This window comes from Malaciobacter sp. (genome assembly GCF_055140965.1).
Map to the genome: position 1 here is coordinate 85,961 of NZ_JBSRRO010000003.1, position 13,798 is coordinate 99,758.

Here is a 13,798-nt window from a genome sequence, read left to right on the forward strand (position 1 = left end):
TTAAAAATTCAATTTAAGTAAAAGTAAATAGCTGTAAAAACAAACTTATAAATTTGCATTAAACCATAATTTGCATATATAAGAGTATATTTTTTTATATATTTTTAATTTTTCTATATCTTCTTTTTTTACTTTTTTAAAGTAGGTATTTAATAAAAGTTTTGTTTTTGTTTTATTTAATTTAAATTCAATACAAATAGTAGCCAAATCAAAGAAAATATCATTTATTCCAGCATATTCCCAATCAATTATAAAAATATCTTTTTTTGAAAAGATAATATTTTTGCAATTTAAGTCATGATGGCATAAAGCATAATTATTTTTATATTTTTTACTCTTTTTTAACTCTTTTTTTAGTTTAAATAATAGTTTTAAACTATTTTTATCTTTTAAGACTTTTTCATAATATTTAAGATCTTTAAAAAAGTTATATTTTTTTGATATGAGATTTATTTTATGGATTTTTTTTACTTTTTTTATCAAAACTCTTAGTTGAGTATTTTTAAGTCTATCTTTGTGTTCACCTTTTATATATTTTGAAATTAGTAAACTATTTTTTTTATCAAAATAGTATGGTTTTGCACTAATATTTTTATTGTAGGCTTTTTTTTGTGCTTGATATTCAAACTCTCTATTTATATTAACACTTTTATTTGAGTGAAAAACTCTTAGTACATAAATTTTTTTTTCTGTTTTTACAAGGTAGTTTGTATTGCAAAGACCTTGATTTTTAAGTAAATTTAAACTTATGACTTTTTTATTTTTAAAAAAATCGTGGCTTTTTAAAAAATCTATACTAATTTGTTTTTTCATATTCACTTTTCCAATTAGTAAATGCAACAATTGCAAGTATTGTATAAATTGCAAATAAAATAGCTGTTAGATAAAACTCTTTATTTAAATAAATATAAATAGATACTGTATCAATTACTATCCAGTAAATCCAGTTTTCTATTATTTTTTTTGTAAGTAAATAAGTGCTATATATTGCAAAAACAGTTGTAAAAGTATCAAGATATGCAAAATCTGCACTTGTATAATTTTGCATATAAAATCCAAGAATCAAAGAAAGAATTGATAATAAGATTACTATTTTTATATTTGCTTTAATACCAAATGAAGATATTTTTAACTCTTTATTCTCTTTTATATTTGAATATTTCCAAGAGTACCAACCATATATAGCCATAAGTAAATAATATGCATTTAAAAATGAGTCCATTAAAAGTGAAGCATCAAAGAAAATTATTGTATAAATTAAAGTACTAAAAAATGCTGCTACGAAGCACCAAACATTCTGTTTTATTGCTAAAAGAAGATATAAAATAGATAAAAACATAGCTATAGCTTCTAAAGAAGTTGTTGTTTTTGTTGTTTGAATTAGTGTATCAAAAAAAGTTTCTATGTTTTATCCTTTATAAAATTGAAAATATATCTAAACCTAGATAAAATTACACAATATGTAAGTATCATCTAATTAATGATAGTGTACATTACGAATTAAAAAAAACTATAGGAATACAATGAGTTTAGTAAAACAGACAGTTTACATTGCAAAGCAAAAAAAAGAGAATGATTTAAAAAAACTACTTTTTACTCACCTTCTAAATGTAAATAAAGTGCAAGGATGCAAAAACTATGAAGTTTATGAAGCAGATGATGATGAAACAGAGTTATTAGTTTTTGAAGAGTGGGATGATCAAGAGTACTATAATACATATACTCAAACTCAAGATTATAAAAACTTTAGTGAACAAAAAAAGAGTTTAATAAAAAGAGAAGAAGTTCTTCCAAATTTTTAAAGGTTAGATTTTGATAGAAAAAAAAGATATAGTAGAAGAGATACGCCAAGATTTAAGTAATAATAAAAAGTTAGATGAAATTTTAAAAGATTTAGAGTATGAAGCAAACTTAGCAAGATGGGCACATAGATTTTCTACAAATGAGTTTGATAAAAATATAAATTTATCAAGAAAACTTTTTCATTATGTATTATCAACTGCAAAAGATTATAGAGATTATGTAGATTTTGCATTTTATATTAGCAAAAAAGATGGATTAGAAGATAATAATTTAGCAAAAGAGGCTTATAAATTAGCAGTTACAAAAATCACACTACTTAGAGATTTGCGTACTGTTGCAGATATCTTAGCAAAAGAAAAAGACTCTTTTTATGATAAAGATATGGCAAAAAGTATTTATAGTGAAGCTATTGAAAAAGCTACAATTGTTTATGAGTATTTAACTATTGCTGAATCTTTAAGTGATAAAGAGTTACTAAATGATAAAAAATGGGCAAAAGAAGTTTATCAAGAGGCTATAAAGATTTCATCAACTGCTGATGAAATAGAAACAATTGCTCAATCAATAGCAAATGAAGATACTTTAGATGATGACAAATGGGCAAATGAAGTATTTGCTTTAAGCTCAAAATATAAAGATAATTAATTAAAAGGATTTGTTTTTTCAATGATTATATCATTGTGATTAACAAATCTATCACACTTTTTCCCTTCTAAAAAAATACAAATTTCTTGCCACTTCTTAGAATGACCCGCATTTTGTCTTGAAAAATCACCTAATAGAAACATTACTGCATGAGCATATTCATGGGGTAAAACAGAATCAATCATATAATCAACATTTTCTTTAAATCTATTTTTATTTAAATATATAACTACCTTTTCATCAAAGCTATATTTTGTTTTGCCAAAAAGATTACTTTTCATATCTTTTGATATTAAAATAGGTACATTATAGTTTATATTATATTTTTCTAAAGCAAGACTTTTTAAATATGTTCTTTTTTCTTCAATTTTTAAGATGGTCTCTTTGGCTAAAGGTTTTGTGTTAAATTGATAATCTTTATACCAAAGATATATTAGAAAAATAGCACTAATAGTAGTTAGGAATAAAAAAATATTAAATACTTTTTTTATCCCCATTGTTTAACCTATATGTTGAAAAAGCACATCTTTATAGTGGTTTAACTCTTGCATTAAACTATCATCACTGTTATTAATATCTGGATGATATTTTCTTGCTAACTCTTTATATCTTTTTTTTACTTCTTCTTTTGTTGGAGTATGACTAAATCCAAAAAACTCTTTTGCTTTTTCTACTTCACCAAGCCCTGGTCTTTGTGCAAATTGTTGATTGAAGTTATTAAAATCAAAGTCTCTAAAATCAAAATTTTGATTTGCACCTTGTCTAAAGTCACCTTGTGTATAAGTAAATTTAAATTCATTTGACATTTTTTTCAATTTTTTATAAATGAAAAAATACCCAAGTAAAAATATAGTTATGATAATTATTAAAAAAGTTCCAAAATTAGTAAAAATAAGATATAAAATAAATAATAAGATACTAACTCTTATTAGCCGATTGAAGATATATATAATTGTATTATTGTACATTTGTATTAAAAATTCCTTTGTTATTAAAAGTTTAATATTATAATATAAACATGTAAAATCTTTATAATAAAATATCAATTATACAAAAAGAATCGAATAAGTAAATAAAAGTAAAACTATTTTAATTGCTTTTTTAATATTTGTTTTATAAAAGTGTCCTGTTTTGTTTCATAACTACTCAAATTAAATAATACAATTGCTAATTTTTTCTTCATTTATTTTTATCATACAATTATCACATTTCTTTTTTATTATTTTAGTGAGTTCAAAGGAGAGTTATATGGACATTAGTACACAAGCACTATATGCTGCATTACCAATTTTTATTGCAGCTATATTATTAGTTGGTCTTAGGCTACCTGCAAAAAAGGCAATGCCTATAGTTTATATTGCTACAGCTTTAGTAGCTTTATTTGTTTGGGAAGTGACATTTAATAGAGTGTTAGCTTCAACAATTCAAGGTTTACTTATTACTATTGCAGTTTTATGGATTATTTTTGGTGCAATTTTACTTTTAAATACATTAAAACATTCAGGGGCAATTGGTGTAATTAGACAAGGTTTTAATAATATTAGTCCTGATAGAAGAGTACAGGTAATTATTATTGCATGGTTATTTGGTTCATTTATTGAAGGTGCTTCAGGTTTTGGTACACCAGCAGCAATAGCAGCACCATTGTTAGTAGCAATTGGTTTTCCAGCAATGGCAGCTGTTATGGTTGGGATGATGATTCAAAGTACGCCTGTATCATTTGGTGCAGTTGGAACACCTATTTTAATTGGAGTTAATAAGGGATTAGATAGTGCAAGTATTAGTGCTACTCTTGATTCATTAGGTTCAAACTGGGATACATATTTAAGACTTATTACATCAGAAGTTGCTATTGTTCATGCAATTACAGGAACACTTATTCCTTTATTTATGGTAATAATGCTAACAAGATTTTTTGGTAAAAATAGATCTTGGACAGAGGGTTTGAGTATTGTTCCTTTTGCCATTTTTGCAGGTGTTTCATTTACAATTCCATATGCTTTAACAGGTATTTTCTTAGGTGCTGAGTTCCCATCTTTAATTGGAGCATTAGTTGGACTTCCTATTGTTACATTTGCAGCAAAAAAAGGTTTTTTAATTCCAAAGAAATCTTGGGATTTTGCTCCAAAAGAAGAGTGGCCAGTTCATTGGGTAAGTAAATTAGAGTTAAAACTTGATGCAATGACAGTTAAAGTTCCTATGTCTTTAACAAAAGCTTGGTTACCATATATTTTAGTTGCTATAATTTTAGTTATTACAAGAGTTAGTGATGAAGCTAAAGCTTTTGTAAATTCAATTGTTATACCTTTTAAAGATATTTTAGGTGAGGGCTTAGGCTATACTATTTCTCCTTTATATCTTCCTGGTGGAATATTAGTATTTGTTGTTTTATTAACATATTTTCTTCATAGAATGGAGTTTAAAGAGTTAAAAGAAGCAGTTTCTGAATCTTCTAAAGTTATGTTAGGTGCTGGATTTGTTTTAATATTCACAATTCCACTTGTAAGAATTCTTATTAACTCAGGAATTAATGAATCAGGATTTGATTCTATGCCTGTTGCTATGGCAAATTTTGTTGCAACTTCTGTGGGAGATATATATCCTTTATTTGCACCAATGATAGGAGCTTTAGGAGCATTTATTGCAGGTAGTAATACAGTATCAAATATGATGTTAAGTCAGTTTCAATTTGGTGTTGCTGATGCTTTAGGTATTTCAACAGCTTTTATGATTGCTCTTCAAGCAGTTGGTGCAGCAGCTGGTAATATGATAGCTATTCACAATGTAGTCGCAGCTTCTGCTACTGTTGGATTACTAGATCAAGAGGGTGAAACTTTAAGACGAACGATTATTCCTACGCTTTATTATTGTTTAATTGCGGGTATATTAGGGCTTATTGGAATGTATGTACTAGGACTTACAGACCCACTTATGAAATAAAAGAGGAAATTTCCTCTTTTATTAAAAAATTATTTTTCACTAATTGACACAAATTTTTTTTTGAAGTATACTTAAGTTAAATAGTTTTAGGATATATCAAATGACAAAAACAATTAGTGTTTCAATGCGAACCAAAGTATTGATAATTTCTATATTTGTAGTTTTTTTTCTCGCAGTTGCTTCACTTATAGCTACAATCGTTACAGTAAATACAATTAATAAATCTAATATAGATGAATACAAGCATGATATTTATAAAAAAACAGAAATAGAGCTTCAAAATTATGTACAAGTGACTATTCAAACAATTGATTCATTTTATAAAAGAACACTTCCTTCTAAAATAAAGCAAGAAGTGAAAAATCACTTGACTCAAAGAATGGATTTTCTTTTTTCTATACTAGAAGAAAATTATAAAATATACAAAAATAGTATGTCTAAAGAAGAGTTAAAACATAACTTGATCAAAATAATTAAGTCTGCAAAATATGCTAACAGTGGATATTTTTGGGTAAATGATTTTGATGCAGTAATGATTATGCATCCAATCTTAGAAGAGTTAAATAATAAAAATCTAATGAATCAAAAAGATGAGAATGGAAAAGAACTATTTAAAGCTTTTGTTACTGTTTCAAAAAAACAAGGCTCTGGCTTTGTTGATTATTTGTGGCCAAAACCTGGTTTGAAAAAAGCAGAAGAAAAGATATCATATGTGAAAGTTTTTGAACCTTTTAATTGGATAATTGGAACAGGAGATTATGTACAAGAGGTTACAAAAAAAATAAAAAAAGATGCAATAAAAACAATATCTGAAATAAGATATGGTAACAATGGATATTTTTGGATAAATAATAGTAAATCAAAAATGATAAGCCATCCAATTTTTAAAGAGTTAAATGGTAAAAATCTCTCAACTTTTCAAGATGAAAATAAACAATATATTTTCAATGAGTTTGTAACTATTGCAAATGAAAAGAAAGAGGGTGGTGTTGTTCTTTACTTATGGCCAAAACCAGGTGAGCAAAAAGCAAAACCAAAATTTTCATATGTTCAAAAATTTGAACCTTGGGATTGGATAATTGGAACAGGTGCATATGTTGATGAAATTGAATTAAAAATCAAAAATATGGAAGAAAAATCAGAGAAGAGTTTACAAACAATTACAATTATAAGTGCAATTATATTTGTTATAGTTTTAGTAATTTTATCACTAATAACTTTAACTTTATCTACTAAAAGAGATGCTAAAAATTATGAGGAAGAGTATTTGTAAATTTGTTATAAAATTGAAAAAAATATTGTATAATTCCAAAAATTAAAGTATAAATGCGTTATAGTGATAATTAGTATAGAAAAGATTTAATAATGGGGGGTTTATGGATAAAGAAGAGTTTGACAAAGCTGTTGATTTATTTGGGATATTAACCAAAATCTCAAAAAAAGAGTTAAAGCAAAAGTATTTGAAACTTTCAAAAAAATATCATCCAGATACTTCAACAGGTTCACAAGAGAAATTTCAAGAACTTAAAGAAGCTTATGAGCTTTTATTAAAGTATATTGATAATTATAAATTTAGTTTTGAAGAAGAAGAGTTTAAGCAGCAATATCCTGCTTTTACCAATTATAAAAATTGGAATATTTAGACTTAGGAGTTTAAAATGTATGATGAAAAACAGATAAAAGATATTGTTCTTAGCACACTAGTTGCTGATTCTTTATGTTTAGTAACACATTGGGTTTATGATGAAAAACAATTAAAAAGTTTAAATATTGATTGGAGTAAATTAAACGCACCATATTCAATATGGCACAAAGGTAAGAGTGCAGGTGAGTTTACTCACTATGGAGATCAAACTTATTGGTTATATGAGTATTTAAAAGATAAAGAAAAATTTGATGTAAAAGAGTATGCCTTATATTGGTTAGAAAAAATAGAATCATATAATGGATATATAGATTCAGCTACAAGAAATAGTATTGAGCCTTTAAGTAAAGGTTTATTAAATGGTTCTGAATCTAGTGATTTATCAATTGTTGGAAGAATGTCACCATTATTAATGGTTAGTAAAACTAAAAAAGAGTTTTTAGATAATGTACAAAACTTTGTTTGTCTTACACATAATAGTTCTGAATGTAAAAATGCAAGTATGTTTTTTGCTAAATTACTATTAAAAGTATTAGATAAACAAGATATTGAAAGTTCAATATTAGAGTTAAAAACTCAATCAAGTGAAGATATTAAAATTTATATTGATAAAGCAATAAAATCAAAAGATAAAGATACTTTTGATGTAATAAGAGAGTTTGGTCCAGCTTGTGCCACAAGTGAAGGCTTTGCATCTGTATTACACTTACTTTTAAAGTATAAAGATTTAAAAGAGTTATTAATACAAAATGCAAAAGCTGGTGGCGATTCAAGTGCTAGAGGAATGCTTGCAGTTATGATTTTTACTGCAAAATATGGATTGCAAAATATCCCACAATCATGGTTAAAAATAAAGGTTATAATATAAGATGAAAAGAATTTCAAATTTTTATAAAGATAAACTTTATATTGAAATAGTTGTAGCAACAATTCTTTTTATTATTGCTATTGCTATGGATAGATTAATGGATTTTATTATTTATATGCTTTATTTTATTATTTTTCTTGAAATAGTAAGGACTGTTATTAATTTTATTAGAGAACAAAAAGTTGTATTAAGTATTCTTGTTGATGCTTTTATTATTTTAACATTAAGAGAGCTTATTTTAAATGTTGTAAAGGTAAATAAAGAAGACTTAACATCTTTTGATGCATTGTTTTCTAGTCCTGTTAATTTTAATATAATGATTTTATCAGGAGTTATAGTATTTCTATTTTTTATAAGATATTTATCTATTAAAACTGCTCCTCAAACTCTTTTACCAGAAAGTAATGAAAAAAAGGTCTAAAATTAGACCTTTTTTTATTTAATCATAATCTTTTTTCTAAACAATAAATTTTTAAAAACTAATTTTTCTTTAATACTTCCTTTTAACTACCATAAAATAGGACTTATTTGTTTTTTTATATTTTATAATTTAAAAAAATTTAAAAATTTTTTATATTTTTATGAAAAAACTAGTAGAAAATACAGTTTTTTATAGTATAATCTTCTTACTAATATTTTTAATGTTCCTAATACAGACTATATGTATATTCCCAAATATAAATAAGGTATGTAAAAGGCTCGTTAATTATATAACAATAAAAGGAAAAGAAAAAATGCAAATTTACGTTGGGAATATGTCTTATCAGACTACAGAAGAGAGTTTAAGAGCTTTATTTGCTCAGTATGGAGAAGTTAGTTCTGTAAAGATTATTACTGATAGAGAAACTGGAAGAGCTAAAGGTTTTGGATTTATCGGTATGGAAGATAATAGTGCTGGACAAAGTGCTATTGAAGAATTAAATGGAACAGAATTTGAGGGAAGAACTCTTAAAATTAATGAGGCTAAACCAAGAGAAGAAAGACCAAAAAGAAACTTTAATAGTAGATTTTAGTCTAAACTATTATTTTAAAGCTTATAGTCTTTAAAGTACAAAGGGAATGAAGTTAATCTTCATTCCCTTTTTTTATAGCTCTAATTCAAGTGCAATTGGACAATGGTCACTTCCCATATAATCATCCAAAATATAGGCATTTTTGATATTATCTTTTAAGTCTTTACTTACATAAAAATAATCAATTCTCCAGCCAACATTATTTGCTCTAGCATTTGCTCTATAACTCCACCAGCTATATTTATCTTTGATATCGCCATTTATATATCTAAATGTATCAATATATCCATGGTTTAAAAACTTTGTAATCCAATCTCTTTCCATTGGTAAAAAACCAGATTTTTTCTCATTTGCCTTAGGTCTTGCAATATCAATTTCTGTATGAGCTGTATTAACATCGCCACAAATAACTAAAGAAAAGTTTTCTTTTTTTAAGTTTTCACAATGTTCTAAAAATCTATCATAAAATTGCATTTTATACTCAAGCCTGTCATCATTACTTTGACCATTTGGAAAATATACATTAAAAAATGCAATTTTTTTACCATCAAAATTAAAGTGTGCTTCGTTTATTCTACCCTCTTTTAAAATATCAACATTAAGTGTATTATCACTAAATATAGGCTCAATATCACTATAAAGAGCAGTTCCTGAACGACCTTTAATACTGCAAGGGTTAATATGTTTAAAATTAAACTCTTTGTCAAAAATAGTTTTTGGAATTTGATTCTCTTCTGCTTTAATTTCTTGAAGACCTAATACATGAATATTATCATTGTCAATCCACTTTAAAGCTTCTTTTTTGTCTACTGCTCTAATTCCATTTACATTCCATGAAATAAACTTATATGTTTGCATATTTTATTAATCCTTTTTCTCTTTTTGTTTACTTTGTTTTTCTTCTTTATTTTTTGTTTCTTTTTTCTGTTCTTTTAAGTTGTCAAATGAGTTATGAAAAGATGATTTAGTAAAATCTTTTTTTTCTTTTCCTATTAAAGAATCACCTTTTCCACCATGCATATCTATTTTGCCATAATTATTAGCAAAACCAATAGTAATTATACTAAGGGTTAAAAGTATCAATTTTTTCATTTTTTCTTTTCCTTAAATTTTTAAATATTCCAAAGATTGTAATAGCAATCCAAAATACCTCAATTATAAAAGAACCAAGATTAAAATGAACACATAGTGAAATAAGTAATAATATAGCACCAACTAAATTTAATAATTGATATTGAATTGAGTGTATATCATATTTGTTTAATTGCAAAAATAAATAACCAGTTACTACAAATGCCATTCCTACAAAGCCTATCCATTGGAAAATATCCATTTTCTACCTTTTTTAAATTTATATAAAATAATATTATTAATACAAAAAAATCTACTGTAAATAAAAAATAGTTTTCTATAATACAAAATATTTTTATTTAGGATTTTTTTGAAACTTGTAATTTTACTCTTTTTTGCTTTATTAAATTTAAATGCAGATTCTTCTTTTAATAAAATAAATATGAACGCAAATTTTTATATTTATCAAGGTGAAAAGAAATCTGAGAATTTGAATTTTGTCTATGATTTTTATATTTATCACAATATTAAAGATGAGTTTAGGTCTGATTTGTATTGTTTTTTTGCTTCAAAAAAAAACATGAAATTAAATTTTGACAATAAATCAAAATACAAAATATGCTTAAATAATAAAAATAAGATTTTTGTGTATATATTAAATAAATCAAACAGATACACAAAAAGTAAAGAATTTAATGCCACTATTAATAATATATCCCTTTATATAAAAGGAAATAGACAAACTTGCAATAAAACTGCAACTACTTATGCTTTACTACATACAAATATAAATAAATGTTTAAAAAATATAAATAATAAATCTTAGATTTTATGATTTTTTAAATGGAAGCGTTTCTGTTTTATCAATAACAGAGTTAACAAGAGCAGGGCAGTTGATATATGTACGAACATATGAACCTTTTGAAATATATCTTACCCTTGGAGTTTTTTATTTTGTAATGACATATTCAATATCAATTATTTCTAAAAAACTTGAAAAAAAGCTATATTATAATACTTAAGAATATAAAATATAAATTTTAGTTTTTAAAGCTATTTTATTTATAAGTGAGTTTTTGTTATTTTATTTTCTATTTTTTAGAAAGTGAATAAGTATGACAACAGAGATTTTTTTAGGAATAATTACATTTTTTACATCAACAATTGCAGGTGTTGTTGGACTTGGTGGAGGTATGATTTTAATAGCAATCTTACCATCTTTTTTACCTGTAAATGCTTTGATTCCTGTACATGGCTTAACACAAATGTCTAGTAATTTTAGTAGAGCCGTTTTTGGATATAAAGATGTGCAATATCAAGTTATACCAAAATTTATTCTAGGCTCACTTTTAGGAACTGCACTTATTTCAAGTGTAATTTATTATATCTCTTTAGATTATGTACCTCTTTTTATTGGTGTATATATTCTTCTTTCTTTATGGTCTACAAAATTTAATGAAAAAATAAAAAGATTTGAAAGTTATTTTATAATAGGTTTTTTTCAAACAGGTCTTTCTCTTGTTGTTGGTGCAACAGGACCTTTGACTATGACTTTACTTTATAAAGATTTTGAGAAAAAAGATGAAGTTGTTGCAACAGCTGCTGCACTTATGGGCATTACTCATATTTTTAAGGTTTTTGTATTTATCTTTTTTGGTTTTGCATTTTTTGAGTATCTTTGGTTACTTGTTTTTATGATTATTGGAGCAGTTGCAGGAAGTTATGCAGGTACAAAATTAAGAAATAAAATTGATGGTAAAAAATTCAGATCTTTACTTAAAATACTATTATCAATCTTAGCAATTAAAGTAATTGTTTCAGTTTTTATTTAATATTAGATATAATAAGAAATAATAAAATAAAAGGACAAAAACATGTTTGTTAAATTAAATGATAGAGTTTACTTAAATCTAACAAGAATTACTAGAATAAAAATTGATCAAGTAGAAGATGGAATAAGAATTAGATTTTATGAAGGTCAAGACCAAGTTGCAAAATCACAAAAATTTGCTTCTATTGAAGAAGCAGATCAATGGCTTGAAAAGTTTTTAAAAATAGAAAAATAATACAATAAGAGGTTTTTCCTCTTATTGATTTGTAGGGTCGTTAAATACTCTTGTACTTAGTTCTTTATCTATTGTATATAATCCATATCCATTATCTCCTACAAGTTTAATATGGTCAATAATCTCTTTTACTGTTGCTTCTTCTTCAACTTGTTCTGTTACGTACCATTGAAGTAAGCTATATGTAGCATGATCTTTATCTTTCATCGCTAAATCACTTAAAATATTTAAATTTTTAGTCATTTTTTGTTCATGTGCTAATGATTTTTTAAATACATCAAGTAAAGATTTATATTCAACTTTAACTTCATCAATTGCTGGAAGTTTTATTTCTACATCTTGGTCTTCAAGATATTTGAAAAGCTTCATTCCATGAGCAACTTCTTCTTGATATTGAATTAAAAACCAATTTGATGCACCATTAAAACCCTCTTTTGAACAGTATGCACTCATACCAAGATAGATATATGCAGAGTGATACTCTTTGTTAAGTTGTTCAATTAATGCCTCTTGTAAATCCTTACTAATCATGTTGTCTCCTTTTTTTAATTATATTAATTATAACAAGTAATAGTAATATACTTGTTTAAAACTAACATAACAAAACTTTAGATAAAATCACAAAATTTAAAATACAACTGGTTCCCTTTTTGTTGGGGAACAATAAAAAGGATATTTTTTTATGGCAATTTATACATGTGGACACACAACTCCTGATTCAGACTCAATATGTTCGGCTATCTCTTTAGCATATTTATTAAATAAAATAGGGCGTGAGGCAATTCCAGCACGACAAGGACCAGTTTCGCCTGAAACTCAATTTATTTTAAATAGATTTGGTTTTGAAGCACCAGAACTTAAAACAGAGTTTGCTGGTGAAGAGATTTTTATTACTGATTATTCAGATAGAGGTCAAGCTCCAAAAGATATTGATGAGGCTACTATTGTTGGTATTGTTGATCATCATAAATTAGGAGATTTAACTACTTCAACACCACTTGAATGTTGGATTAGACCTGTTGGTTGTACTAACACAATTGTAAAAGAGATGTATGATTATCATGGTGTAGAAATTCCTGCAAATATTGCTGGTGTTATGCTTTGTGCTATTTTAAGTGATACTGTTATTTTTAAATCACCAACATGTACAGATATTGATATTAAAATAGTTAGAGAACTTGCACAAATTGCTGGTGTTGAAGACTTTGGTGCATTGGGTATGGAGATGTTTAAAGTAAAATCAGCAGTTGATGGAGTTCCTGTAAGAGAACTTATTTTAAGAGATTACAAGCCATTTGATATGCATGGAAGTGCTGTTGGTATTGGACAACTTGAAGTTGTTGATTTGGCAATTTTTGATAATGTAAAAGATAAATTACAAGCTGATTTAGATGCGATTAGAGTTGAAAATGATTTACATACTGCTTGTTTACTTTTAACTGATATTATGAAAGAGGGTTCTGAAGTACTTGTTTCATCAGAAGATACATCTGTATTTGAAAAAGCATTTGATGTAAAACTAGAAGATGGAAAAGTTTGGTTAGACGGTTGTCTTTCAAGAAAAAAACAAATTATTCCTTTTTTAGAACCAGCATTTGCATAAATAAAAAGATAGCTTAATTGCTATCTTTTTATTGAAGAGCTAGATTTTACTTTTTAGTTGTAAAAAGTAAGTAGAGTAGTTGATGAAGGCAAAGCTTTTTTACAGTTAGATATTTGTTTTCTGCCTTGTCTGTATACATTTTTT

At 25.7% G+C, this 13,798-nt stretch carries 20 protein-coding genes; 12 read left to right on the plus strand and 8 right to left on the minus strand.

Annotated elements, in window-relative coordinates; all coding sequences use genetic code 11:
* Positions 1-45: 45 nt before the first annotated feature.
* The gene (locus ACTCCZ_RS01950; RefSeq protein WP_196778240.1) at positions 46-813 is read right to left on the minus strand and encodes a choline/ethanolamine kinase family protein; all 768 of its coding nucleotides are present in this window, start codon (positions 811-813) and stop codon (positions 46-48) included.
* Entirely contained in the window at positions 797-1,405 is a 609-nt protein-coding gene (gene pnuC / locus ACTCCZ_RS01955) for a nicotinamide riboside transporter PnuC (RefSeq protein ID WP_463187126.1), read from the minus strand. Before pnuC ends, ACTCCZ_RS01950 begins: the two co-directional genes overlap by 17 nt.
* 118 nt (positions 1,406-1,523) lie before the next feature.
* Here pnuC and ACTCCZ_RS01960 point away from each other — a divergent pair, with 118 nt between their 5' ends.
* On the plus strand, positions 1,524-1,802 hold the full coding sequence (locus tag ACTCCZ_RS01960; protein ID WP_079577027.1) for a putative quinol monooxygenase: 279 nt from the start codon (positions 1,524-1,526) through the stop codon (positions 1,800-1,802).
* 10 nt (positions 1,803-1,812) lie between these two features.
* Positions 1,813-2,448, plus strand: a complete 636-nt coding sequence (locus ACTCCZ_RS01965) for a hypothetical protein (protein WP_079577026.1) — start codon at positions 1,813-1,815, stop codon at positions 2,446-2,448.
* On the opposite strand, the gene ACTCCZ_RS01970 is transcribed toward ACTCCZ_RS01965, so the two are convergent.
* The gene (locus ACTCCZ_RS01970) at positions 2,445-2,945 is read right to left on the minus strand and encodes a SprT-like domain-containing protein (protein ID WP_079577025.1); all 501 of its coding nucleotides are present in this window, start codon (positions 2,943-2,945) and stop codon (positions 2,445-2,447) included. The two genes, ACTCCZ_RS01965 and ACTCCZ_RS01970, sit on opposite strands and share 4 nt — an antisense overlap.
* Positions 2,946-2,948: 3 nt before the next feature.
* Positions 2,949-3,254, minus strand: coding sequence for a J domain-containing protein (locus ACTCCZ_RS01975; RefSeq protein WP_228145268.1), 306 nt, complete (start codon positions 3,252-3,254; stop codon positions 2,949-2,951).
* 442 nt (positions 3,255-3,696) lie between these two features.
* On the opposite strand from ACTCCZ_RS01975, the gene ACTCCZ_RS01980 reads away from it, so the two are divergent.
* The 6 genes from ACTCCZ_RS01980 to ACTCCZ_RS02005 all read left to right on the plus strand — a co-directional run bounded on the left by ACTCCZ_RS01980 (position 3,697) and on the right by ACTCCZ_RS02005 (position 8,914).
* The gene (locus ACTCCZ_RS01980; protein ID WP_079577023.1) at positions 3,697-5,388 is read left to right on the plus strand and encodes an L-lactate permease; all 1,692 of its coding nucleotides are present in this window, start codon (positions 3,697-3,699) and stop codon (positions 5,386-5,388) included.
* A gap of 100 nt (positions 5,389-5,488) precedes the next feature.
* Complete coding sequence (locus ACTCCZ_RS01985; RefSeq protein ID WP_079577022.1) at positions 5,489-6,661, plus strand: cache domain-containing protein; 1,173 nt, start codon at positions 5,489-5,491, stop codon at positions 6,659-6,661.
* A 103-nt stretch (positions 6,662-6,764) separates the two neighbouring features.
* On the plus strand, positions 6,765-7,031 hold the full coding sequence (locus ACTCCZ_RS01990) for a DnaJ domain-containing protein (protein ID WP_079577021.1): 267 nt from the start codon (positions 6,765-6,767) through the stop codon (positions 7,029-7,031).
* Positions 7,032-7,046: 15 nt separating this feature from the next.
* Positions 7,047-7,901 carry an ADP-ribosylglycohydrolase family protein gene (locus ACTCCZ_RS01995; protein ID WP_079577020.1) on the plus strand — a complete coding sequence of 285 codons (855 nt, stop codon included), beginning with the start codon at positions 7,047-7,049 and terminating at the stop codon, positions 7,899-7,901.
* A 1-nt stretch (position 7,902) separates the two neighbouring features.
* Positions 7,903-8,322 (plus strand): phosphate-starvation-inducible PsiE family protein, encoded by a 420-nt coding sequence (locus ACTCCZ_RS02000; protein ID WP_079577019.1) that lies wholly within the window; start codon positions 7,903-7,905, stop codon positions 8,320-8,322.
* 313 nt (positions 8,323-8,635) lie between these two features.
* Positions 8,636-8,914, plus strand: a complete 279-nt coding sequence (locus ACTCCZ_RS02005; protein ID WP_079577018.1) for an RNA recognition motif domain-containing protein — start codon at positions 8,636-8,638, stop codon at positions 8,912-8,914.
* Between the two features lie 72 nt (positions 8,915-8,986).
* On the opposite strand, the gene ACTCCZ_RS02010 is transcribed toward ACTCCZ_RS02005, so the two are convergent.
* Genes ACTCCZ_RS02010 through ACTCCZ_RS02020 form a run of 3 tightly spaced genes read right to left on the minus strand, consistent with a single transcriptional unit; the run spans position 8,987 to position 10,247 of the window.
* Complete coding sequence (locus ACTCCZ_RS02010; protein WP_079577017.1) at positions 8,987-9,772, minus strand: exodeoxyribonuclease III; 786 nt, start codon at positions 9,770-9,772, stop codon at positions 8,987-8,989.
* Between the two features lie 6 nt (positions 9,773-9,778).
* The gene (locus tag ACTCCZ_RS02015; protein ID WP_079577016.1) at positions 9,779-10,006 is read right to left on the minus strand and encodes a hypothetical protein; all 228 of its coding nucleotides are present in this window, start codon (positions 10,004-10,006) and stop codon (positions 9,779-9,781) included.
* On the minus strand, positions 9,978-10,247 hold the full coding sequence (locus tag ACTCCZ_RS02020; RefSeq protein ID WP_079577015.1) for a CBU_0592 family membrane protein: 270 nt from the start codon (positions 10,245-10,247) through the stop codon (positions 9,978-9,980). Before ACTCCZ_RS02020 ends, ACTCCZ_RS02015 begins: the two co-directional genes overlap by 29 nt.
* Positions 10,248-10,355: 108 nt before the next feature.
* Here ACTCCZ_RS02020 and ACTCCZ_RS02025 point away from each other — a divergent pair, with 108 nt between their 5' ends.
* The 3 genes from ACTCCZ_RS02025 to ACTCCZ_RS02035 all read left to right on the plus strand — a co-directional run bounded on the left by ACTCCZ_RS02025 (position 10,356) and on the right by ACTCCZ_RS02035 (position 12,051).
* Positions 10,356-10,811, plus strand: coding sequence for a hypothetical protein (locus ACTCCZ_RS02025; RefSeq protein ID WP_079577014.1), 456 nt, complete (start codon positions 10,356-10,358; stop codon positions 10,809-10,811).
* Between the two features lie 289 nt (positions 10,812-11,100).
* Positions 11,101-11,817, plus strand: coding sequence for a sulfite exporter TauE/SafE family protein (locus ACTCCZ_RS02030; RefSeq protein ID WP_079577013.1), 717 nt, complete (start codon positions 11,101-11,103; stop codon positions 11,815-11,817).
* A gap of 42 nt (positions 11,818-11,859) precedes the next feature.
* Positions 11,860-12,051, plus strand: a complete 192-nt coding sequence (locus ACTCCZ_RS02035) for a sodium-dependent tyrosine transporter (RefSeq protein ID WP_079577012.1) — start codon at positions 11,860-11,862, stop codon at positions 12,049-12,051.
* Between the two features lie 21 nt (positions 12,052-12,072).
* Here ACTCCZ_RS02035 and ACTCCZ_RS02040 read toward each other — a convergent pair whose 3' ends face one another.
* A complete protein-coding gene (locus ACTCCZ_RS02040) occupies positions 12,073-12,582 on the minus strand; it encodes a ferritin (protein ID WP_079577011.1) in 510 nt (169 codons plus the stop codon).
* A gap of 151 nt (positions 12,583-12,733) precedes the next feature.
* On the opposite strand from ACTCCZ_RS02040, the gene ACTCCZ_RS02045 reads away from it, so the two are divergent.
* Positions 12,734-13,654 (plus strand): manganese-dependent inorganic pyrophosphatase, encoded by a 921-nt coding sequence (locus ACTCCZ_RS02045; RefSeq protein ID WP_079577010.1) that lies wholly within the window; start codon positions 12,734-12,736, stop codon positions 13,652-13,654.
* Positions 13,655-13,798: the final 144 nt, after the last annotated feature.

Excerpts from the sequence above, each read along its gene's own strand:
- ACTCCZ_RS01950 (WP_196778240.1), bottom strand. The coding sequence starts at position 813 with ATGAAAAAACAAATTAGTATAGATTTTTTAAAAAGCCACGATTTTTTT.
- ACTCCZ_RS01960 (WP_079577027.1), top strand. The coding sequence starts at position 1,524 with ATGAGTTTAGTAAAACAGACAGTTTACATTGCAAAGCAAAAAAAAGAG.
- ACTCCZ_RS01970 (WP_079577025.1), bottom strand. The coding sequence starts at position 2,945 with ATGGGGATAAAAAAAGTATTTAATATTTTTTTATTCCTAACTACTATT.
- ACTCCZ_RS01975 (WP_228145268.1), bottom strand. The coding sequence starts at position 3,254 with ATGTCAAATGAATTTAAATTTACTTATACACAAGGTGACTTTAGACAA.
- ACTCCZ_RS01980 (WP_079577023.1), top strand. The coding sequence starts at position 3,697 with ATGGACATTAGTACACAAGCACTATATGCTGCATTACCAATTTTTATT.
- ACTCCZ_RS01985 (WP_079577022.1), top strand. The coding sequence starts at position 5,489 with ATGACAAAAACAATTAGTGTTTCAATGCGAACCAAAGTATTGATAATT.
- ACTCCZ_RS01990 (WP_079577021.1), top strand. The coding sequence starts at position 6,765 with ATGGATAAAGAAGAGTTTGACAAAGCTGTTGATTTATTTGGGATATTA.
- ACTCCZ_RS01995 (WP_079577020.1), top strand. The coding sequence starts at position 7,047 with ATGTATGATGAAAAACAGATAAAAGATATTGTTCTTAGCACACTAGTT.
- ACTCCZ_RS02000 (WP_079577019.1), top strand. The coding sequence starts at position 7,903 with ATGAAAAGAATTTCAAATTTTTATAAAGATAAACTTTATATTGAAATA.
- ACTCCZ_RS02005 (WP_079577018.1), top strand. The coding sequence starts at position 8,636 with ATGCAAATTTACGTTGGGAATATGTCTTATCAGACTACAGAAGAGAGT.
- ACTCCZ_RS02010 (WP_079577017.1), bottom strand. The coding sequence starts at position 9,772 with ATGCAAACATATAAGTTTATTTCATGGAATGTAAATGGAATTAGAGCA.
- ACTCCZ_RS02015 (WP_079577016.1), bottom strand. The coding sequence starts at position 10,006 with ATGAAAAAATTGATACTTTTAACCCTTAGTATAATTACTATTGGTTTT.
- ACTCCZ_RS02020 (WP_079577015.1), bottom strand. The coding sequence starts at position 10,247 with ATGGATATTTTCCAATGGATAGGCTTTGTAGGAATGGCATTTGTAGTA.
- ACTCCZ_RS02030 (WP_079577013.1), top strand. The coding sequence starts at position 11,101 with ATGACAACAGAGATTTTTTTAGGAATAATTACATTTTTTACATCAACA.
- ACTCCZ_RS02035 (WP_079577012.1), top strand. The coding sequence starts at position 11,860 with ATGTTTGTTAAATTAAATGATAGAGTTTACTTAAATCTAACAAGAATT.
- ACTCCZ_RS02040 (WP_079577011.1), bottom strand. The coding sequence starts at position 12,582 with ATGATTAGTAAGGATTTACAAGAGGCATTAATTGAACAACTTAACAAA.
- ACTCCZ_RS02045 (WP_079577010.1), top strand. The coding sequence starts at position 12,734 with ATGGCAATTTATACATGTGGACACACAACTCCTGATTCAGACTCAATA.